14 protein-coding genes and 1 pseudogene are annotated in these 20,690 nt (G+C 68.2%); 5 read left to right on the top strand and 10 right to left on the bottom strand.

What is annotated here, in order from left to right; genetic code table 11:
• Positions 1-156: 156 nt before the first annotated feature.
• A complete protein-coding gene (locus ACQPYA_RS04335) occupies positions 157-552 on the top strand; it encodes a hypothetical protein (RefSeq protein ID WP_433531345.1) in 396 nt (131 codons plus the stop codon).
• Positions 553-1,177: 625 nt separating this feature from the next.
• Here the strand turns inward: ACQPYA_RS04335 and ACQPYA_RS04330 are convergent.
• Positions 1,178-2,119: a hypothetical protein gene (locus ACQPYA_RS04330; RefSeq protein ID WP_433531344.1), complete on the bottom strand. Its 942-nt coding sequence runs from the start codon at positions 2,117-2,119 to the stop codon at positions 1,178-1,180.
• Between the two features lie 551 nt (positions 2,120-2,670).
• Between ACQPYA_RS04330 and ACQPYA_RS04325 the strand changes: the two genes are divergently transcribed.
• From ACQPYA_RS04325 to ACQPYA_RS04315, 3 genes and pseudogenes are all read left to right on the top strand, one after another.
• Positions 2,671-3,324, top strand: coding sequence for a 2'-5' RNA ligase family protein (locus tag ACQPYA_RS04325; RefSeq protein WP_433531343.1), 654 nt, complete (start codon positions 2,671-2,673; stop codon positions 3,322-3,324).
• A complete protein-coding gene (locus ACQPYA_RS04320; RefSeq protein WP_433531342.1) occupies positions 3,317-3,997 on the top strand; it encodes a 2'-5' RNA ligase family protein in 681 nt (226 codons plus the stop codon). The genes ACQPYA_RS04325 and ACQPYA_RS04320 overlap by 8 nt, the downstream gene beginning before the upstream one ends.
• Before the next feature lie 264 nt (positions 3,998-4,261).
• Positions 4,262-4,504: pseudogene (locus ACQPYA_RS04315) on the top strand (IS630 family transposase); the annotation flags it as partial.
• Positions 4,505-4,718: 214 nt separating this feature from the next.
• Here the strand turns inward: ACQPYA_RS04315 and ACQPYA_RS04310 are convergent.
• Both ACQPYA_RS04310 and ACQPYA_RS04305 read right to left on the bottom strand, forming a co-directional pair.
• Positions 4,719-4,943 carry a helix-turn-helix domain-containing protein gene (locus ACQPYA_RS04310; protein ID WP_433531341.1) on the bottom strand — a complete coding sequence of 75 codons (225 nt, stop codon included), beginning with the start codon at positions 4,941-4,943 and terminating at the stop codon, positions 4,719-4,721.
• Between the two features lie 297 nt (positions 4,944-5,240).
• Positions 5,241-5,978, bottom strand: coding sequence for a DUF981 family protein (locus ACQPYA_RS04305; RefSeq protein WP_433531340.1), 738 nt, complete (start codon positions 5,976-5,978; stop codon positions 5,241-5,243).
• Between the two features lie 1,815 nt (positions 5,979-7,793).
• On the opposite strand from ACQPYA_RS04305, the gene ACQPYA_RS04300 reads away from it, so the two are divergent.
• Positions 7,794-10,103, top strand: coding sequence for an EAL domain-containing protein (locus tag ACQPYA_RS04300; protein ID WP_433531339.1), 2,310 nt, complete (start codon positions 7,794-7,796; stop codon positions 10,101-10,103).
• 4 nt (positions 10,104-10,107) lie between these two features.
• Here ACQPYA_RS04300 and ACQPYA_RS04295 read toward each other — a convergent pair whose 3' ends face one another.
• The 7 genes from ACQPYA_RS04295 to ACQPYA_RS04265 all read right to left on the bottom strand — a co-directional run bounded on the left by ACQPYA_RS04295 (position 10,108) and on the right by ACQPYA_RS04265 (position 19,850).
• Positions 10,108-10,899, bottom strand: coding sequence for a DUF6545 domain-containing protein (locus tag ACQPYA_RS04295; protein ID WP_433531338.1), 792 nt, complete (start codon positions 10,897-10,899; stop codon positions 10,108-10,110).
• A gap of 517 nt (positions 10,900-11,416) precedes the next feature.
• The gene (locus ACQPYA_RS04290) at positions 11,417-12,247 is read right to left on the bottom strand and encodes an SAM-dependent methyltransferase (protein ID WP_433531337.1); all 831 of its coding nucleotides are present in this window, start codon (positions 12,245-12,247) and stop codon (positions 11,417-11,419) included.
• Between the two features lie 350 nt (positions 12,248-12,597).
• Positions 12,598-13,626 (bottom strand): Gfo/Idh/MocA family protein, encoded by a 1,029-nt coding sequence (locus tag ACQPYA_RS04285; protein WP_433531336.1) that lies wholly within the window; start codon positions 13,624-13,626, stop codon positions 12,598-12,600.
• Positions 13,623-14,897, bottom strand: coding sequence for an aspartate aminotransferase family protein (locus ACQPYA_RS04280; protein ID WP_433531335.1), 1,275 nt, complete (start codon positions 14,895-14,897; stop codon positions 13,623-13,625). Before ACQPYA_RS04280 ends, ACQPYA_RS04285 begins: the two co-directional genes overlap by 4 nt.
• Positions 14,894-16,552, bottom strand: coding sequence for a formylglycine-generating enzyme family protein (locus ACQPYA_RS04275; RefSeq protein WP_433531334.1), 1,659 nt, complete (start codon positions 16,550-16,552; stop codon positions 14,894-14,896). The genes ACQPYA_RS04280 and ACQPYA_RS04275 overlap by 4 nt, the downstream gene beginning before the upstream one ends.
• A 254-nt stretch (positions 16,553-16,806) precedes the next feature.
• Positions 16,807-18,861 (bottom strand): hypothetical protein, encoded by a 2,055-nt coding sequence (locus ACQPYA_RS04270; protein ID WP_433531333.1) that lies wholly within the window; start codon positions 18,859-18,861, stop codon positions 16,807-16,809.
• A 245-nt stretch (positions 18,862-19,106) separates the two neighbouring features.
• Positions 19,107-19,850: a hypothetical protein gene (locus tag ACQPYA_RS04265; protein ID WP_433531332.1), complete on the bottom strand. Its 744-nt coding sequence runs from the start codon at positions 19,848-19,850 to the stop codon at positions 19,107-19,109.
• Between the last annotated feature and the right edge of the window lie 840 nt (positions 19,851-20,690).

The following is a 20,690-nucleotide window of genomic DNA, read 5'->3' as shown; positions in this document are numbered from 1 at the left end:
GTGCCCGAAACCGCTGCTGGGCTGGCCGCAGTGCTGGCCGACCTGTCGGATCCTCGCGCCCGTCGGGGCGTGCGGCACCGGTTGGCCGTGGTACCACGACCATTGCTATCAACATGCAGCAGAGGCTCGGCCGGTCACCGGTTTAGGGCGGTGCAGGTGAGCGGCACCTACGATCCCGAACAGGCCCAACGTGGCGTCCACGAGTTGGCAGCCGTGCCGGATGCCGAGTTGGCCGCCGACATTCGGGGCGCGTACGCCAACCTTGTCGACCTGGGCGAGCAACGACGGCAGGCGGGCGGCTGGCCAAGCGCGCACTGGGATCGGGTGGCGTACGCGGCCCTCCTGGAAGGCCGAGATGCTCTGGCGGGTGTACCTGACGATGCACGCTGGTCCTTCTGGAAAGAGCGGCTTCCGGACCTCTTGGCCAGTGGTGGCCAACTCGACCGGCGGAAGCCCAGGCGTTGGCCGCCGCAATCAAGCGGCTTCGGATCGCCGTCAAGGTGCGCCCGGCTATGGTGGCTGGCTGCCGGCGGGTCACTCGCCGGGGAGTAACCGGACTCCGCTCGGACTGGACCCGCCCTCAGTGGGTATCCCGGGAGGTGCGTGTGTGGATCACCCCTTTCGGCCGGGAGGGGCGCCGGTGGCGGCTGGAGATCTGGCCGGACGATCGGGTTCGTGTTTACTCGATTTCCGACGGGTGGGTAGCCTCCGCGCCACAACGGAAGCCTCGCGACATCGGCGCTCTTGGCGGGTGGTTGCTGGACCGAGGCATTGATCCCGAAGACCTTGCGGCCCAGTGAGCCTGCACATCTAGCGGCTGAGGTGGGACCACTGGGCCGGGCAGTAGATGCACCCTCGCCCCTATCGTCCTGCAGGTAAATATCGAGGATCCGTCAGGATGGGCCGCGGTTGCCGTCACGTTGCTCGCCATCGCCTGGTGGGCTGCCCGCCTGTCAGCCAACGCAAGTAAGCTCAGCGCCGTTGCCAGCGAGCGTAGCTCCGCCGCGAACGAGGAACTGTTTCACCAGCAGCACACGCCCCGGTTCACCGTCGAGATCGAGGAGGTCAACGGCGGTCACTGGCATCGGCTCGCCGTGCGCCTGGATGCCATTGACTCCCGCACGGTTCCGGGACGTGCGGTCTCCCCACGGAGCTGCCGGCGTGACCGCCTGTCGCGTCACGGTTGGCCGGTGTCGGGGTCGAGGAACTCGCTGGCCTCTCGATCCGTGTGCCATCCGGCGGCGTGCACGCTGCGGGCGACGGTGACGGCGGCGTACCTGACCACCGCTGCCAGCGACGGGGTGCTCAGGGCCGCTATCGCTCTGGCGTTTCCGAGCACCGCGGCCGGCTGGTCTGCGGTGACAGCGGTGATCGCCCGGCGGGCGGCGTCGTAGGCGGTGTCGGGTGGGTCGGGCAGCGCGGGGTCGACCGTCGGGTCCGGCAGGCGGGGATCGCTGGGGTCAGTCGGCGGACGGTGTCCGTGTGCGGTGTCGAGCACGATGACGGCAACACGCACGAGCCACCCGAACATCGAGGCGAGCACCTCACGCCCGTCTGGGCGGGTGGCGGTCGTGGTGAGGACGTGTTCGGCGAGGGGATGGTTGCCAGCGGCGTGCGCGGCCACGAGGGTCGAAACCACCGTGGCCTGGACTCGTTCACGCGCCGTTGGCGGAGGAGAGGGAGAGTCGTAGAGCCAGCCGTTGACTCTTTGGACGGCGTGCAGGCCGCCCAGCAGCGGCAGGACGTCCCCGGTTAGGTGCTCGGCCAGTGTGATGAGCAACGCGCGCTGGGCGGCGCCGTCCAGCGCGCGTACCGTGGCGACAACGAGCGGCTCCAGAACGTCAAACCCTGCTCGGGCGGCGTCGACGAGTCGCTGGGCGTGTGCGTCGGGCACATCGTGCGCGTCGGCGCCGACGAGGGCAATCTGTTCGGCCCAAGTGGCGAGCAGCGTACCGACGACGGACGGGTTCAGGCCCCCGCCTCGGCCGCCCACTCCAGGCAGGCTGAACGTAGCTTGCACGACCTTGGCGCTGCGCGGACTCGCCGAGACCGCCCGCAGCAGGTGCGGGCCCATCCGGGTTACGGCCTGTGCAATTTGATGATCGGTCGTGCTGTCCACGGAGAAACCATAACGCCCGAGGCGCATCTGCTGAGCCAGCGAAGAAGATCCCTGATCATGCCTCAACCACTGGCTCGGGACCCGCGTGGGTAGCCGCCACTCTGGGAGCCCGAGGCGCCCCGGCTCACGTCTGCTCCGCCATTGACCCACTGACCCACTGCCAACCCTCGGGCCCGCGATCTGCCCGACAACACGATCCCCACCTGCGGACGATCAGCACCGACCGAGTCGGAAGCGGCACTGGCGGTGCCCGCATGCAGAAGACGCGGGAGGCAAGAGTCACTTCCAGGTTTACTTTGCGGATCGGGTTCCGCCGAGCTCACCGTCCCGCCATCCCGGTGCCGAGCGTGCCACGCTGGCCGCATTCGTTCCGCCTACGTCGACCTGACAGCACTGCGGCTCGACGCCGACGCTGCGGCGGGCCCCAGTCAGGAGCCACCGCAACCCCTGGCACCCATCTCGACGGCTATCGGACAATGCTCGCCAGCAGGGCGACGGAAGAGTGACACTGTCCAAAAGCGATCATCGCTATCTCCTTAAGGGAGGACGAGGTGCAGCGGTTCATCACCGATGCCCGTAGATGGGCACCGGGCATCCGAAAGCTGCACGTTTACATCGTCCCCGATCTGACCCGTGATATCGCGTTGCACGATCTGGTCGCCCGGACCCGGTCAGTGGTGCGGCCAGCCTTCGGTCATTGCCTGGCCGAGGTCCCCGACGAGTGGCTGCACGCGACCCTCCGGGCTGTCGCCGGGGTCCCATCCGCGGACATCAGCGCCACGCAGCGGGCCGCCTTCACCAGCGCGCTGACCGACGGGCTCGCCGCGGTGCCGGCGTTCACCAGCATCGCGGGCCCTCCCATGGCGACCACGACCGCGGTGCTCCTCGACGTTGACGGCGATCATCCCGGCGGTCCGTGGCGGGCCATGGGCGCCGCAGTCACGGCGGCCATCGCCGCGGTATTCGGCGACGCGGCCTTGGCGATGGACCCGGGCGCCCCTCACCTGACCGTCGGTTACGGGACAGCGGAGGAGGACTCGGGGCGGATCCAATCGCTGCTGCGCAAGCAGGTCCGATCCGCTCGCGCGACACTGAGCGTCAACGAGGTGCACGTCGTGGACGTGGCACAGAACGCCGCCGACAGCAGCTACCGGTGGGAGACAGTCGCCCGCATCCCTCTGAGCGCAGGAGCAGTCGTTGCGTAGCTTCGATGAGACGATGTGGTCACCGCCCGGCTCGCGGCCCCACATCGAGATCCCCGCCACCGAGCAGGTCCACGCGCTGGCCGGCGCTTGCCTCGCCCAGACCCGCACCTGGTGGGCCGAGCAGGGTGACAGCCGGCCGTTCGAGGTGGTGTTCCGGACCATCGCCCCGGAATTCCTCCATCTGACCGTGGGCTGGCTCGACCAGCTCACCGTCAGCCTGACACCCGGACAGCTCGACGCCCTGCACACCGCGCTCGTCGGCCGGCTACGCCACATCGCACCCTTCGATGTCACGGTCGGCCCGGCGTTCATGGGCCTGTACGCCCTGGAGCTTTACGTCGTGCCCAGCCGCCAGGCCGACGCGCTGGCCGGCGCGGTCCGGGCGGCGATCCGTGAGGTCTTCGGCGCGCAGGCCGCGCCAGAACCCTCGCCAGCCCGATGGTGGCGCCCACACATCAGCGTGTTCTACGGCTGCCAGCCCGCCGACACCGACGCTCTGGCGTCGCGGATCGCGTACACCCCTGCCCCCGGCGGCGACCGCCTCATCGCACCTATCGCCATGGCGGTCGACGCCGTGCTGCTCGTTGACCAGGACACGTGGGGCCCCACCGGACTGGCCTGGGACACCGGCACCGCCCGCCGTATCCCGCTCGGACACCGCAAACCTGGATGATCAGCCGATCAAGGATCCGGTCGCCATCGACATCCAACCCGCCATGGCGATGCTTCCGGTCGTCGAGAACCTGCATCGCCGGTACCAACTGAGCCGTCTGGAAGGAGAAGACCGCAGGGACGTATGCGTCATCCGCGTAGATCACCGCAGCGCACGGCACGCGGCAGGAGCGCAGACGCTGCACGTCTCTCATCGTCCACCCCAAGATCAGCGACACGGCGTCAGGCACCTTCGCTTCGTTGAGCAGCGGGTACAGGATCTGCATCGTGGGCGGCCCGCAGCAAGGTCGAGCTGTTTCTCACCCCGATCTACGCGTCCTGGGCCAACCCCATCGAAGCGCAGTTCGGACCGCCACGGACCTTCGTGATCGCCGGATCGAACCACCCGAACCACCCCGCACTGACCGGTCGCCTGCACCGATACCTGCGTTGGCGAAACGCGAACGCTCGCCATCCCACCGTCCTAGCGGCACAGCGTCGTGAACGCGCCCGAATCCGCAGCGAACGAGGGCCAACTCGCCACGCGAGCAGCCTGGCCCGCAACACCTCAAACGTTCGTGGCCACGGCACTAGCTCATGTCGTTTGGGCAGGTGGGGAAGTCGAAGGAATCCCACAAAATGCTATCGGCTTCCCCGCCATTTCGGGACGTGAGGTCTCCCCACGATCCCCCCTTCCGAAGCCATACCTCCCGCCAGCGCCCAGGCGTCACGGAAGCTTCGAGTCAGCCAATGGAGTCGACACCCAGCAGTTCTAGAATCGCCGAAACGGGAACGACATATTTCCGCCCAATACGGAGCACCCGCACAGGGAACTGGCCACTCTTGGCAAGCTCATAAGCTTTACTGCGGCCGACGCCGAGGATCCGTCCCGCCGTCGCCACGTCCGTGGTAAGACCAAGGGCGCGGACCGCCTCGATCGTCCACGGCCGGGATGGTGTTGGACTCATCGCCTCCCCCTAGATGACGTCCGTACACTAGTGCGATGCCACACGCAAAGTACGGCATCCTAGGAGGATGCGGGGTGTTCTCGTGAGTTCGATCCAGCCGGTAGCTAATACACGTTGCCTTCGCCAGCGCAGAGACCATTCATATGGCGTCACGAACGGGAGATGATGACGTTCGGACAACTGACCTTCAGCAGATTGTGGAAAAGCTTGGCCGACCGCGTGTTGCCACCCGCCCCACAGAGATCCTCTACCCTCCGACGAAGCCGGACTTGCAGTACCGCTTCGGCTCCAGGTCCATCAGAAACTGAAGTTGGCGCCAGGCCGCGACAAATTGACCATTAACCCGACGTGAGTGTAAAAGTTGAGCGCGCTGAACACGAGGAATCCCCAACCTGCGATGGACCAACTCCATCGCACGGCCACCCACGCAACATCAGCGCCCCGGAGCGTGAGCCACGGAAACGCCAGTGCGCCTGCGGCGGATAAGGCGTACAGGAGCACAAAGAAAGTGTTCTCAATGACTGGGTAATCGCTCAACAAGCCGGTGATTGGCTCCTCGGCCGGAGCAGCACCGATCAGCGTGAAGCGCAGGATAGCCGCCGAGCAAGCCGCCAAGATCAAACCCAGGGCGAAGACCATCGGGGAAGCAGCCTTGATCGCGCCGATTGAGAAACCTCCAAGACACGAGAGTTGAAAGCATGAGGCGAGAAGCAGTACGCCTAGCCACAGACACGGCTCCCCGAAGATGATGTTGACCGGCGGCGAGGCCGTTAGGGGATGAGTAAGGGTCATCGCTCCGCCCAGCCCGGTGAGAATGATGCCAAGGGCAAAGAAGGTAGGGGCGATGTCGGCCGCGTCGAGGTCGGTCTCGCGCTTGCGATCGATCACTCCTACCTCAGCTCTGGCGTTGTAATCGGTTGGCCTGCGCCGTATCACAGCGGGCACTCCTGCGTCACGGACCTTGGCCCAGAAACGGACAGTAGTAATCATTGCCACCCCGGCCGCAACACCCAAACTCGTGTTGTAGAGAATCATGCGATCTCCAGTTTAGTCGAAAATTGAACGAACGCATGGGGAATTAGGTCTGCCGCCACTCGTCCCGGGATTTGCTTAGCCGAACGAATTCGCAGCAGAAAACACAACGTCCGCAGCGGATGCCGGTTAGGCCGGACGTGGCCCGCGGACAGTGGTGTGGCGGTGGGTGGGGTGTCCAAACAGGAGACGAGTGCCGCGCCGGCCAGCACGGCGGCGAGCAACAGGCGCTTCGGCCACCGCTGGCGGTGGCAGCGGGCAGCGGCGAGCAGTGACGTCGTGCTCGGATTTCGCGGCTGATGAACTTCGCGCGAAATTCTGTACTACCTCTTCGACTCTCATTTTCGGCACGCCAATCCAGGGGCGGACGATAAGAACGAGAAGGAAACTGCGGTCCTCGTGGGTCTACGACCCTGCCCCCTCTAGGGTCGCCACCGAATCCCATGCCAATACAGCACGACACCATTGCTGTCTTCTACTGATGCGGCTACGTCTGGCCCAACCGGGCTGCGATGGAGCCTCCTGCTACCCCACGGGCCCTACGCTGCCAGCTCCGATTCAGTGGACGAAGCGCCGGCATGGTGGTGGCCTCTCGCGCTCCATCGGGATGAGCGAGTCGGCTCAGAGCAAGAGTCCGTGCCGGTCACTCGCCCGAGGTTGCCGACCAAGGTCGAGCTGCATCTTGCCTGGGCCAGGGACCGTGGAAACTTGACCATGTGTCCGTCCTCGCACACCAGCGCCTGCCCGAGTGCGTGATGCTGCGGTCTCAGCCTCGACGGCTACGACGGCTACGACGGTACGTCCCACTTATGCTTGGTCGTCGCGCGCCCTCGGGTTGGATCACCGCCCGGACAGGTGGGTGGGCCGTACCGCGCCACCGTCGTCTCTGTCGGACACGGCGCGCCTGGCGTGTCGGTCGTTGGTCGCGCAGTACCTGCGCGAGCTCAGCGCGCTGGGCTGTCAGGTCGACCGACCGTTTCATCAATCCGCTGGCACATCTTGGCCACCGGCCACGCGGCGAGGGAGCCGTACCCACCGCGTACACCCAGCAGCACCGGTCGACGAGGTCGAGCGACCGCTGGCCGGCCCGGACACCCAGCGGCGATCGTGTCTCCGCCGCTGGCTATGGCAACCACGCGGTAAATCGGCAGACGACGGGGAGTCGCGGACATGAAGCCGTTCGAGTTTAAGCAACGCACGAATACCCGACCAGCCGGGGAATTCCTGTTACACGTCAACGCGCTACCTGACCTGCGACAGGACCAGGCACTGCGTGACCTGGTCCTTAGCTGCCGCGAGGCAGCCGCAGGCTACCCCAGGTCACCTCACAATTGAGGAATGCCCCCAACCGAGGAACAAGTGGTACCTCATTGGCCGCAGTATGCAATTGCCGCGCAATCCGACCCTTGCCCCTTGGTTGATCGTAGATATAGCGATATGTTCCGCTTCCCAGTCAGAGCAACTGGAAGGAAACACCGCTATGAAGAAGGGCGTCGAGTGGGACTGATCCTGCGGCCAGCAGATGCTATAGGTCAAGTGGCCGGATAACGTTCCGTTTTCCGGCTCCCAGAGATCCTATCTTGACGGCGTTGACTGTGTGGTGGGACTTAGCGCACGGTGAGATTCTGCTACTGTGGACGGCTTCCGGAGTTGAGGCTGTGGCTCACGAGCACGGGGGACTCATTGATGGCGTTGCGGCGTAGCCGACTGTCGCTTGTTCTCCTGACCGCCTCGGGCCTAGCAGTGGCGGTGGCGTGTCTTGCGTGGGCGATTCGCCATCTTGGGTCACCGGGTCCGGGTCAGCAGGTGTACCTGTGGATGGGCGCTGGGCTGATGGCGATGGGCGCGCTGTTTTCGGTGCCGCTGCAGCCCCGCCTGTCGATGCGAGTGACGTTGACGCCGACGGCGTGTTTGGTGTGCGCCTCGGTGCTGCCGGCGCCATGGGTGGTGGTGTGCGCGGCGGTGGGTGTGAGCGTGGTCCGGCTGCTGGCGCGACCGCAGCGGTCGTTCTGGTTACACAAGGCGGTTCACAACACGAGCATGGCCGTCGTCGCGGCGGCGCTGGCTGCGGGTGTGATCGCTGGGTTCGGGGCCGGTCCGGTCCTCGGCGAGCCTCTGCTGACCGCCCCATCGCTCTCGCGTCACCTGTTGGCCTTCGCCGTGGCGGCTGCAGTAGTGGTGGTGTTCGAGGAGTTGGTCACGGCGGCTGCGGTCACGCTATCGACCAGGCGCCCCTTCGCTGCCGTGCTGCGAGGGCTGTGGCTGACTCGCCTGTGTGTTGCGATGGCGGAGATCGTGGTAGCGGGCCTGGTCACGATCCTTGCTGGGCTGGACATGCGGGTCCTCGTGGCGTTGCCGCTGGTGATGCTTGTCCTACATCTCGTGCTCGCCTATCGGCTGAGGGTCTCCGAGGAGCGACGGGTCTGGGAGCGCCTGGCGGCGCTGGCTGGGGCTCTGACGTCGCGTGACCTGGATGTCGTGGTGAAGACCGCCGCGGGTGGCGCAGTCGACATGTTCTGTCTGCGAACGGCGGACATCGTGCTGGCGGACGACCGTTTGGTACGGGCCAGCCAGCAGGGCGGGGTCACCCGCGTGGTTTACGACGGGCTGGCCACCGATGCTCCCGAAGTCGCCGATGGCCAGCACGCGGTGTCACTTGTGTTCGGCGAGGCGGACGGCGGGGTGCTGCGGCTCTATCTGAGTGGGCCGCGTGACAGGCTGTCCGTGCGAGAGGCCGCCGCTGCCCGTGCCTTCGTGGCGACGTTGTCATCCAGTCTGGACCTCGCGCACGCCTACGGACGTCTGGCCGCGGAGGCCCGTCGCCACGAGCGGGCGGCCAGCCACGACGAGGCAACGGGATTGCTGAACCGTGCGGGCTTGCTGACCCACCTCAGGAAGGGATGCGGCGAGCTGTGTCACGCCGTGGTCATCCGGCTGGATGGCCACGCTCTCCTGACCGACGCGGTCGGTAGGAGACATGCGCTGGACCTCCTGACCACCTTGGCCGACCGCCTGCGGCAGGCGTCGAGGGACATGACGTGCGAGGTTGCCCGCATCGGCGACGTCACGTTCGCCCTTGTCATCGCAGGTGTCACGGCCGATGTCGCCTATCAGCGGGCCTGCTGGGCGGTCGCGGCGCTGCGCCGCGACGTCAGCGTCGACGGGCGTCGCCTGATCGTGCGGGCCAGCGCCGGAATGGCCTCCGGCTCACCCGGGGAGAGCTTGGTCGACGCGGCAGAGCGGGTCTTGTCCCGGGCGAGTCGGCACGGCGACGAGCGACTGGTGTCCTATCAGACCGGCCCCGTGCGCGCGTGGTCGCTGGCTCGGGAGCTGAACAGCGCGAGGATGTCGATCTCGTTCGAGCCGATCGTGGATCTGGCAAGTGGCCGGATCGTGATGATGCAGGCCACGCCGCGCTGGCTGTACTCGCAGCATGAAGTGCTGCGCGCCGACGAGTACGTCTACCAACTCCTCGACAGCGACGACGGCAGTCTCGAAACCCTCGCCCGTACGGTGGTGCAGCGATCACTCGCCGCCGTAGCGACGTGGCGCGACGTGCTGCCCAATGCGGCGCTGGTAGTGCCGATCCCCGCCAACGCTCTCACGCCGCCGTTCGCTGCTGGCCTGCCTGATCTGCTGAGGGACCACACGCCGCTGGGAGGACGGTCGTTGGTGCTTGCCCTCGCCGGACCGCCGGATCCTCATGTGCGGGAGGCAGCCGAGCGGGTCGGACAGATCGGCGTACGGCTCCTGATGGACCGCTTCGGCAGCCCTCACGCCGGACTGGAATCGCTCAATGCGATGCCGTGGAGCTATTTGCGGCTGCATCCCGCCTACGCGCTGGACGCGGGGTGGCAGCCAGCACGATCGGTTATCCGTGCGGCGGCGGACCTCGCCACCGATCTGGGACTCATGGTGATCGCACCGGGTATCAGAGCCGAGCAGGAGCGGCGCGAGCTGGCCGAGATCGGCTGCGCCTTGGGCAGCGGGCCTCTCCTCGGCGGCGAGATGTTCCCCAGCCAGGTCCGCCGCCACGCGATGCTGTGGCAGCCCAAAGCGCTGCCTGGTGGGGCACAGATCGTCCAGTTGCACCGTGCTGGCCGTAAGGCCGCATCTGGCGGATCGTGACGCGTTACTCGGCTGACGAGGTCGCCACCGGCACCCAGCGGGCGGCCTCTGCCACGACCAGCGGGGAGTCATGCAGCGCACGGGCCATTTGGCCCAGACGACGGGCCTCGGACAGCACGTCGAGTGGACCGTGCAGCGTCGTCAGCAGCGCCGTGTCGCCAGTAGTGGGTGGCTGCGACGTGCGGCGATGACGCAGCGCGACCGCGATGGTGGCGGCATCCGCGACTGCGACCACTTCGTCGGGGTCGAGCCGGTGACGTCGCGCACGTGCGGTCGCGCTGGCGAGGACCCGGGAACTGCACCAGGGACGTAGCACACGCAGAGCCTCGTGGATCTCGATCAATGTGCGGTGACGTTGCCGTCTGTTACGGATCTCGACCGGCGCCGGCGTAGCAGTGCTGGCACGGACGATCGCTACGTCGGGAATTCCGTCACGCAGCGTCATCCACAGCTGCAGCAGGTGCCAGTCCGTGCGGCGGTCGGCCAGCCACGCCGACGCCGCGCGCCCAAGCCCCAGGCCCGCCCGGGCAGGTCTGTGTCGCCTGGGAGATGCCGCTGCTGCGGCCCGCATCAGCCGCTGGTAGAGCAGATCCGCTGCCAACTCGGCCTCGACCTCGACCTCGATTGCCGGGGCAAGGCCGTCGTGCAGAACGTCCCCGTCGTGACCGAGCACGAGATGTGCAACCTCGTGCAGGACGGTCTGGGTTCGCGCCAGTGCCGGCAACGCGGAGTCAACGATAATGCTGTCGTCGTCAGGCCGGCGGACCAACAGTCCCGGCGGCAGGTCAACGCCCAAGGGAAGATCGTGAACGCGCAATCCCCGGCCGCGTGCCTGCCCAATCGTCTCGCACCAAGCGTCCACGGTGTAAGGGACGGGAGGTGGCGGCACGGCACGCCACATGCGCCGCGACAGGCGCGCCCGGGCCAAGAGCATCGGTCCTCCTGACGCTTGAGCCGGTGCCGGATTCAAGATCGGAGTCTAGCCATTAGGAAACTTTCGGAACAATCGCCTGAGTCCGGCGCCACACTTCGCAACTCGGCGACGGGCGGCGCCCGAAGCCGGACTGGTATCGACTCGGCGAGCATGATGTGTGGATCAGGTGGGCGAGACAGCAGGCAGCATGACCAGCAGGCCGGCCGGGATTTCATAGCGCACCGGACGTTCGGGTCAAGCCGGAAGGGGCGTCCACCGCCCTCGCCCGCGACCGCAGCCCGACGGAATGCGCGCGGCTGCTAGGCGCTCCGCGCTGTCGGCCACTTCGGCGGCACCGGCCGCCGCCCTGGATCCGTCAGGGCTTGTGCCAGTCCCCGCCTTACCGGAAGGCCACTGCGCCCCGCATCGGGGACGGCGCCGGCCCGGCGGCGTAGGGGTCCGGTGCGCCAAGCTCGGGCCGCCACTGGTCGACTGGCACCAAGCCAGGCTCAATCATGGTGTAGTCACCGAAGAGACTCGCAAGCTCAGCGTCGGTACGCAGAACGATTTCGGTGGCAGTCCTGGCCCGGTATACGTCTGTCACTTTGGAAACGGTCGACTCGTCGTGCTGGTCAGTGACCGTCGTGCTGGGATGCGAAATGACCATCGCGCTGCCGGGCACGAGCCGGTCACGGATTGGTGCGACGACCCCGTCGATCCGGTCGTTAGGGATCACTTGGAGAACAGAGCAGTACAGCAGGGCCGTGGGCTGGCTGATGTCGATCACAGTGGCAAGATCGCCACCAGTGAGCGAATCGAGGATCAGGTCCGGCCGAGTGAAGTCGGCCTCGATCGCGCGGCAGGTGGGATTGCCGGCAAGGATCTGGTTGGAGGCCACCACGGCGACAGGATCGATGTCGACGTAGAGCACACGGACGGCCAGGGCGGTGGCTTGAGCGATCTCGTGCACGTTGCCCTGGGTAGGAATGCCGGATCCGAGGTCAAGGAACTGCCGGATCCCAGCCTCAGCCAGCGTACGCACAGCACGGCCCAGGAACAGCCGGTTCGACCGGGCGGTGTCAGCTGCCTCCGGAAACGCCCGCAGGAGCTGTCGCGCGGCCTCACGGTCGGGCTCAAAGTTCTGAGTGCCACCGAGCAGGTAGTCATAGATTCGCGAGTAGGTGGCCCGCCCACCAGGGCTTTGCGTGCTCGTCTGCTGTTCGGTCAACATGGCTCCTCGCCGCTGGACGTCATCTGTGCGCCCTCAGCCTAGCTCCCCCAGATTACTGTGGACAGTGATCTCTAAACCGAACGTAGCGACTCGCCTGTCTCCCGAGACTCAACAATCGGGTCGACTCGTTCCGCGGCCACCTACGCTGCCGAACAGAACAACCCAACCTGGCGGTGACCCGGCTGCTCACCGAGATCCGCGACAGTGCCACAGCTGCCGGGTTCCGAGGTTGGTGGGATGTCGCGGCTGGTGGGATGGAGCCACCCACACTCGTGCGTCCTTCCGTGCTGACGTTGTCGGCCGGGTCAGGCGTCCCGGGCGGTCCCACATCCAGGATCTGGCCAAAGCGCTCATTGGCTTGGGCTGCTGCTGGGTGGGTGTCGAGTAGCTGTCGCGGGAGGTGTGGGGTCTGGTGCAGGGCTGTCGATGGCATGGTGCGCGAGTATGTGGGCGATGGTGATGGCGGGTTCGGTCAGGTTGTGGAGGCGTTCGGGTTTGGTGAGGCTGGTGGTGAGGTCGTGGGCGAGGGTGGGGATCCAGTCGTCGTGGGCGTGGGTGGTGGTGGGTGTTTCGTGGTAACCGGTGATGGGTGGGCCGGCGGGCGGGAACAGGCGGTTGTTCTCCATCCGTGCCTGGCCTGTGCTGCCGACGAGCAGGTAGGTCGACCTGCGCGCGTTTGCTTGCCAGGACAGGGTGGCGGTGGCAGTGACGCCGGCGGTGAGTGACAGGTTCAGCTCGGCGTGGTGGTCGACGTCGCCGGGTTCCGTGTCGGTCGTCGCCGAGGCGGAGATGATGCGTTGCCCGGAGAGCCATTCGGTGAGGTAGATGCAGTGGGGGCCGTGGTCGGTGAGGATGCCGCCGGCGCTGTGGGTGATGTCGGTGCGCCAGGTGGGGTGCCAGTCGTCTGCGCCGCGGGCCGGGCCGGTGCGGTCGATCTGGATGATGATGTGCCGGACCGGGCCGATCGCGCCGCTGGTGGCGTAGGTGCGTAGTTGCTTGAGCATGGGTGAGAAGAGGTAGTTGTGGCCCGGGTAGATGATCCGTTGGCGGGCGGCGGCCAGCGCGACGAGTCGCCGGCCGTGGTCGGGGTTGAGGAACACCGGCTTCTCGCAGAAGACGTGTGCGCCGCGCCGCAGCGCGGCGTCGATGAGTGGTTCGTGGCTGGTCGGTGGGGTGCAGATCAGGACAAGGTCGATCGGTGTGGTGACCTGGCCGAGGTAGGCGACGTGTTGGGCTTCGGGGTGCCGTGCCGCTGCCGCGCGGCGGCGTGCTGCTGACGTGTCGACTATGGCGGTGATGCGGACGCTGGGCAGGGTGGCGTGGTGGGCGGTGTGGGCGGTGCCGACTCGGCCGTATCCGATGACCGCGATGTTGATCATGATGTCCACCGGTGTTCGGCCAGCACGGCCATGAGCCGGTCGGCGGCGTCATCGAGGTCGGTGTCGGTCGCGGTGAGCGGTGGATACAGGCGCAGGGTGTGTCGGCCGGTCATGACCAGCACGCCGGCGTCGACGAGTGCGGTGACGATGGCGCGCATCTGGGGCTTGCCGGTGGCGGCGAGTGCGATGCCGATCGCGAGGCCGACGCCGTGCACGCTGGTCACCAGCGGCACGTCGTCGAGTCCTTTGCGGAGTCGGTCGAGCAGTCGCCGCCCCGCAGTGGCAGCGCGTTCGGGGAGGTTACGCTTCCGGACGGCGTGGGCGACGACGCCGACGGCGCGGCAGGCGAGGGGGAATCCGCCGTAGCTGGAGGAGCTGGCACTGGGTGCGCCGAATGGTGGCGTGTGCATGAGGCTGGTGGGGGCGCAGACCGCGGAGACGGGATAGCCGTTGCCGAGTCCCTTGCCGAGAACGACGATGTCTGGTCGGGCTGTGGTGGCGTCGGTGGCGAGGATGGTGCCGGTGCGGCCCATGCCGGTCATGGACTCGTCGGCGATGAGCAGAGCGCCTCGCTCGTCGGCCAGGGCGCGTAGCTGTTCGAGGTAGCCAGGGGGTGGGACGAGGTTCCCGGCGCGGCCCTGCACCGGTTCGGCGAGGATCGCCGCCAGCGAGCCGCAGGATTGTTCGTCGAGGATCTGTCGGGTCAGGTCCAGGCAGGCGAAACCGCAGCCGGGGTAGGTGCGGCGTAGTGGGCAGTGTGCGCAGTCGGCGTAGGGTGCGCTGATGCTGCCGGGCGCGGCGGGGCCCAGCCCGGTGCGGGCGCCGCTGGTGTGCGCGATCGTACCGAGGGTGCGGCCGTGGAACGACTGCCAGAACGACAGAATCTCGAAACGGCCGGTCGCGGACTTGGCGAGACGGATCGCGGCTTCGACGGCTTCGGCTCCGCCGCTGTAGAGCTGCACGCGGTCCAGGTGTGCCGGCAGCAGCAGCCGCAGCTGGCGGGTCATCTCCAGCCGGGCCGTGGAGGCGTGGGCGCCGGTCATCCATCGGCGCATCTGCTCGGTCATGGCGTCGACGTAGGCGGGATCGCTGTGGCCGAGCAGGTTGACGCCGGCGGCGCCCATGAGGTCAGCGATGCGTCGCCCGTCGATGTCGTACAGGTGCATGCCCTCAGCGCGAGCGATGACCAGACCGGCCCATTGCACGGCTTCGGACAACCCGGGACCCAGCACGGCGTTCTCCTGATCCCAGTGGGCGCGCTGTCTGCTCACGTGGCTCCTTCCGTGCGGATGGCGGCGACGCGGAATCCTCCGGCGGGGTGCCGGTCGGTGGCGTGCATACGGTTGCGGGTGTAGGAGTTGGCGCACTCGGTGGCGTAGTAGTAGCTGCCGCCGCGGATGATGAACCGCATGTTCTCGGGTGTCTCGTCCGCCTCGCGTCCGTCTGCGGCCTGGTACGGGTATCCGAACGCCGGCGTGCGGCCGGTGGTGCCCCAGCGGCTGCGGGTCCATTCCCACACGTTGCCGATGAGGTCGTGACAGCCGGTGGCGTTGACACCGCCGGGGTACCGTCCGACCGCGGTCACGGCGCCGATGCCGGCAGCGCGGGTGTTGGCCGGCCAAGGCTGCGGGGCCGTGCCCCACGGGTACGGGTCGCCGCGTCCGTTGCCCGCTGCGGCTTCCCACTCGACCTCGCTGGGCAGTCGTATCCGCCAGTCGCGGGCCAGCGCGCCGCTGCCGTGCAGGTGACGGGTCAGCCAGGCGCAGTAGCGGGTCGCATCGCACCAGGACACCATGACCACCGGCAGGTCCGGGTCGGCCCACAGGCCCTCACCGGTCGCCCAGTGGTCCGGGCAGCCGTGGCCGGTCGCCACGACGAAGGCCAGGTACTGCCGATTCGTCACGACGGTGCGACCGAGGCGGTAGGGCGCCACGTCGACGTGGTGCCGAGGACGGCAACTGGCGTCACCGGCCGGCGCGTCCACCCCGATCGGCACCCGACCACCAGGCTGGCCCCGCAACTGCGGCACATCCGGATCCGTCCCCGCGGTGTGCAGGATGTCGGCGGGAATCAGCCCGTCGCGCGCGAGCCGCGGCAACACCGGCTGATCCGCCCGGCGCAGGAGCCGGGAGGCGAACTCGCGGACACCGCGGTCCGGGTCCTCGGCCGCCAACCGGCGCAGATGCGTGCGGGCGAGCGGGTCCGCCAACGCCGCGAGTTCGGCCGCCGCGTCCAGGCGAGACCCCGCCACCGGCGACGTCAGATCCTGCCGCAGGCCCGCCGGCAGCACGGTCATGCCCGGCAGCGGCGCCAGCCCGACCGCCCGGCCCCCGCGGCGGACCAGCACCTCCCGATTCCCGCCGGCCAGCCGACCGGCCGCTTCCACCAGGTCATCGACGGCACACGGAGAATCGATCTCCGTCAGGGTCGTGGCGAGCGCGTCGTGGCACACCGCACCGGCATCCTCACCGGCCGCGAGCAGCAGCGCCACGTCAGGCAGCCTCTCGGCCACCAGCGCCGACGACACGGACCCGACCAAATCCGCGCAGACGATCACCGACGCCTCCGGCCGACGCGCCCGCACCACGCGCCCGAGATCGGCCAGCGGCAGCATGCTCCGGGGCCGGGCCGGCGTTGACCCCGGCAGCGCCAACATGACCAGGTCACCTGATCCTCGCGCGAAGTGCCAGACGGTCCCGGTCACCGCGAGCACCACGACGTCCACGTCTCGCAGGGCTGCCACCGCCGCGCCCACCGCACGCCGCGCATGCTCCGGGCTCGCCAACTGCCCCTCGGAAAGAGCGACAACCTGGGCGCCGAACCGCTCGACAAGCACCCGACGCAGCGCCGCGTCGCCCCCACCAGCGGATCGCTGGCCCCGCGCCGGCACCACCACCATGCCCAACCGGGAAACAGCGGCTACCACGTGGCCACCCGACCCCAGGCATCGCCGCCACCTCGCGACGACCAGCTCGCGCCCGAAAAGCCCGGAAAAGACGGACTAGCGAGCCCTAGCCCGTGACCCCCCAAGCCGTCATTCGTTGAACAGAACGAGCGCCGAGCGCCGAGCGCCGAGCGCCGAGCGCCGAGCGCCGAGCGCCGAGCGCCGAGCGCCGAGCGCCGAGCGCCGAGCGCCGAGCGGTCAGGTCGACCTGACCGTGTGCGGAAACATTTCACGAGCTAGTCGCCGCCTACCGCATGGTCGGTGAGACGGGTTCGGGGCCGAGTCGGCCTCAACCATCGCCACGGCAGGACGCTCGCGCACACGGCGGCCCGGTACACGGCCGCTGCTTCTGTAGCTTCACCCGCTAGCGACAAGCCGCGGGCCGTGTCTCGCGCGGTGGCCGCCGCCGTCCTGGCCTTGAACGGATGTCCAGAGAACAGGTGCAGGCGGGCAGTGGTCAGGTCGATACGGGCCAGCTGCCGTTTGTCGCTATGCCGGACGGCGATGTCGCGGGCCTGGTCGACCAGCAACGCAGCGTCGCGAAAGTCGCGGCGCATCAACGCGAGTTCGGCGAGGTCCCGGACCGCGTACGCCTTGCCGCGCTCCCACGGCAACCGTTCGCAGGCATCGAGGAACCGGCGCACGACAACCCCGGCGTCGTCGAGCTGCCCCAGGTGCCAATGAATCGCCCCCACCAACGACTGGACATCGATCATGTTGGCCATGTCGCCGGCCTCGCGCGCCATCTGCTCGGCGTTCTCCCGATCGTTGACGACCACCGCCAGGGCCTCGCGCGCCTTGCCAGCTCGGAACAGGGCGAACCCGACACAGCGGAGCTGGCGGGCGATCTCCGCCTGGGATTCCGCCTCGCGGGCGATAGCCAGCCCCTGCTCCGCAGCGCGGGCGGCCTCGGTGTCCTCGCCCCTCACGGCGTGGGTGGACGAGATCACCGACAAGGCCAGGGACTGTTGCTCCGGCCGTCCCGCCTGCGTGGCGCTGTCGTAGGCGATGCGTCCGAGCGCGATGCGGTCGTCGAACAACCCGAGGGTGAAGAAGAGATCCAACGTCACCTCGAACAGCTCGAAACAGAGCTGATGATCACCCCGCCGGTGCAGGTCCACGATCACGGTCCGGATCGCGTCGATGTGCGCGGCGGCGCCGTCGGCGTCCTCCCAGTCCCGCCGGAAACGCGCGACGAAGTAGGCCGCGAGACGACGCGCCACCCCGGCCAGGTCCTCGTCGGAGACGTGGGTGAGCACGAACGAGCGCAGCGCCGCGGAGCACACGTAGGTGCGTCGGGCCTGCTCCGACCGAGACCACAGCAGACCGTCAGCCCACAACTGATCAACGGCGCGATCGACATCGTCGGCCGGCACACCGACTGCCGGTGTCACCTGCTCAAGATTGGTTCCCGCCGCGCCCAGATAGGCGACGACCGTCAGCAGACGCCGGCCAGCGTCATCGAGTCCCTGCCAGACCGCCTCGAACAACTCGTCGGTCAGCTCCGCCTTACCATCCTCCAACTGCCGCAGCCGCTCACCCAGCCCTCGACCACCACGCGCACAGGCCAGCACGAACAACTCGATCGCCCGAGGATTACCCCCCACGAGGCGATGCATCCGCGCAAACGTCGCCGCGTCGGCGTTGGCGATCTCCGGCACGCCGTGGCGCTGCCCCTCGCGCACCAGCAGTTCCCGTGTCGCCTGCTCCGCCAACTCGTCCAGCCACAACCGGGCGCCCGGCAATCGACGGGGTGTGGTCGGGCTGATCAGCGCAATCGAGCCCGCCGGCATCGCTTTCAGAAAGTCAACCAGCTGCCGCGCGCCCGACGCGGTCACCCGGAGGTTGTCGATCACCAGAACAGCCGGATGATCCGCCAGATGAGCCCGCAACGCCTGGCCCTTCTGATCAGCCGGCGCCGTCGTCAACGCCTGGTCCCCGGTAGCCAGCGCGAGCGCCCGAGCGAGATCAGTCAGGTCAAGGGGGCCGTCCCCCGCGTCCAGCCACAACACCAAGCCGAACGCCACGCCCTTACGCCGCCGCCCACGGAACTCCGCCAGCCGATGCGCCACCTCCCGCACCACAGCACTCTTGCCGACACCGATGCCGCCTTCCACCGACACCAGATACTCGCCGGCGTCCAACGCCCGCAACACCGTGGCGATCTCATCGACCCGATGAACCAGAAGGACCCGCTGCGGCAGGATCTTCTTCACCCGCGGGCCTGACCGCCTGAACGTGGCCCGGGTTTTCGCCACCAGCGGAGGCAGCGCGAGGATCGCCGTGATCACCGCAACAGCGCTACCGGCAACGGTCAGCCACGCGACCACTCCACCGGCCAGGCCACCCACTGCGCAGACCACTCCCCGAGAAGAACGCTCACCGCCCGCCCGAACCAGCCGACCAGGTGACCACGCCGTTGCTCAGTGTGGCCCACCCACACCAATGACGCAACGCCCAACCCTTACGCCGCAAAGCGGTAGCTACCGATCGTCAGCCGCGACATCCGACCTGCCGCATGTGCGGTGGCGGCTTGTCAGGGCGCCGGTCGCTCTGCCTCCTCCAGATGCGCGACCGGTATCCGCACGGGCCTGTCGCTGAACTCGGCCCCACAGTTGATCATGTAGGCGTGCGGCGGTCCGTCCACGACCGCCGTGCCGGATGGGTCGAGTTCCCAGGCCGCGCCCTCAACGATCCCCACCCGACCGCGGTGCTCACCACTCTGGACCGTGACCTGTGCAAGGCGCTGCAGGCCGCGGCGCTCGTCGAGCAGGGTTCGCTCCACCGCCCCGCCCGCCCAGTGCAAACACACGTCAATCGCCGGGTCCGGCAGGTCACGGGCGATCCCTCGGGTCAGTCCGTCCCAGCGTTCGGCCGGCGGCGCGTCGGGGTCCCATGGCCGCAGGAGCCAGGCCCACTGTGCTGCCACCGGGTGCGTGGCGTCGCTGATTTGCGCGGCGAGCGTGGTGGTGACGAGCGTGACGAAGCGGTCCCGATCCAGCAGCGGCACGATCAGCCGGCCAAGCGGCACCGCCGTCACGGCGACCGCGTCCCGGCATGCCAGAGCGTGCAAAGCCACCGCGATGATCCCCCGCGTGGCGACCCAATCCCACGACGCTGCGGCGCCCTCGGACAGAGATCGCCGCGCCAGGTCGCCACCGCGGGCCAGCGCGGCCGTCCAACCCGATTCCACTCCAGGCTCCCCACCGTCGAACGAACGGAATATGCGGCCCGCCGCGCGGGCGCGGTTGTCCGCATCGACAACCCCGCGGTTGATCATTTCGGCTGAGTGTGCCCGCGAGGGTTCGCGCATTGCAGGGCCCGGACGCAGAAGTCCAGGGTGGTCTGCGCCCGGTTGGGCGACACGGTCGTGCTCGGGCGACACCGGCGCGTCGGGCGCCATGCCCGCGACCCTGCGTAGGGGCGGCGGGTCACCGCGCAGCCGGTCTCCTCTGCCCATGGGCTCACACCGTAGCGGTGTCAACGCTCATCCGGCAGGTACAGGCCGGTGGACCCCATACCTGGCGCGCGGGACTGCGGCGGTCACGAGGACCCGCGGTGCCCCGATGCGACACGAAGCGATGGCACCCGGCGGCGCACGGGTGCGTTGACCGCGCCGATGGCGCGTCGGCACTGCGCGACGCGGACGACAGCCGGTCGGTGCGGCTGCGGGTTCGGCGACTCGGCCCGGGTCACGGCGCCATCGACGACGGCGGTGGCGCGCACGTCTCGAACGTGGATGTCGAGGCCCACGGCCCGCCGCCCGGTGGCGGGCCTGCTCGATGACACGGATCGCGCCCGATGATGTGTGACGCCGGCGATCGTCGAGCAGGGACGGCTCTCGATCTGTGGCACAAGCTAGGTAGGCTGACACGAAGGACGATGTCGCGGGCGCGCGGCCCGGTGCCCTCCGCCGCATCGCGACGTGCGGCCAGAATCTTGAATGGCCGGTGAGCCTCGGCGGCGGCGAGCCTGCCGAGCAGCAGCGACAGGGCAGGGCGCGAGGGTGGATGAACAGGTGTCGGGCAGTTGGTGACGCGCGTCGATGAGCGGATCCTGACGTTCTTGGGACCGCATCGTGAGGATCTGATCCAGTGGTCGCTGGCTCAGGATCCTTGTT

This window comes from Micromonospora sp. CA-263727 (assembly GCF_050942455.1).
Classification (GTDB): Bacteria; Actinomycetota; Actinomycetes; order Mycobacteriales; family Micromonosporaceae; genus Micromonospora.
Note: the sequence above shows the minus strand (reverse complement) of the source record. Positions and strands in the feature narration are given on the sequence as shown.

Excerpts from the sequence above, each read along its gene's own strand:
- ACQPYA_RS04310 (WP_433531341.1), bottom strand. The coding sequence starts at position 4,943 with ATGAGTCCAACACCATCCCGGCCGTGGACGATCGAGGCGGTCCGCGCC.
- ACQPYA_RS04290 (WP_433531337.1), bottom strand. The coding sequence starts at position 12,247 with ATGTTGACCGAACAGCAGACGAGCACGCAAAGCCCTGGTGGGCGGGCC.
- ACQPYA_RS04300 (WP_433531339.1), top strand. The coding sequence starts at position 7,794 with ATGGGCGCTGGGCTGATGGCGATGGGCGCGCTGTTTTCGGTGCCGCTG.
- ACQPYA_RS04265 (WP_433531332.1), bottom strand. The coding sequence starts at position 19,850 with ATGATCAACCGCGGGGTTGTCGATGCGGACAACCGCGCCCGCGCGGCG.
- ACQPYA_RS04285 (WP_433531336.1), bottom strand. The coding sequence starts at position 13,626 with ATGATCAACATCGCGGTCATCGGATACGGCCGAGTCGGCACCGCCCAC.
- ACQPYA_RS04305 (WP_433531340.1), bottom strand. The coding sequence starts at position 5,978 with ATGATTCTCTACAACACGAGTTTGGGTGTTGCGGCCGGGGTGGCAATG.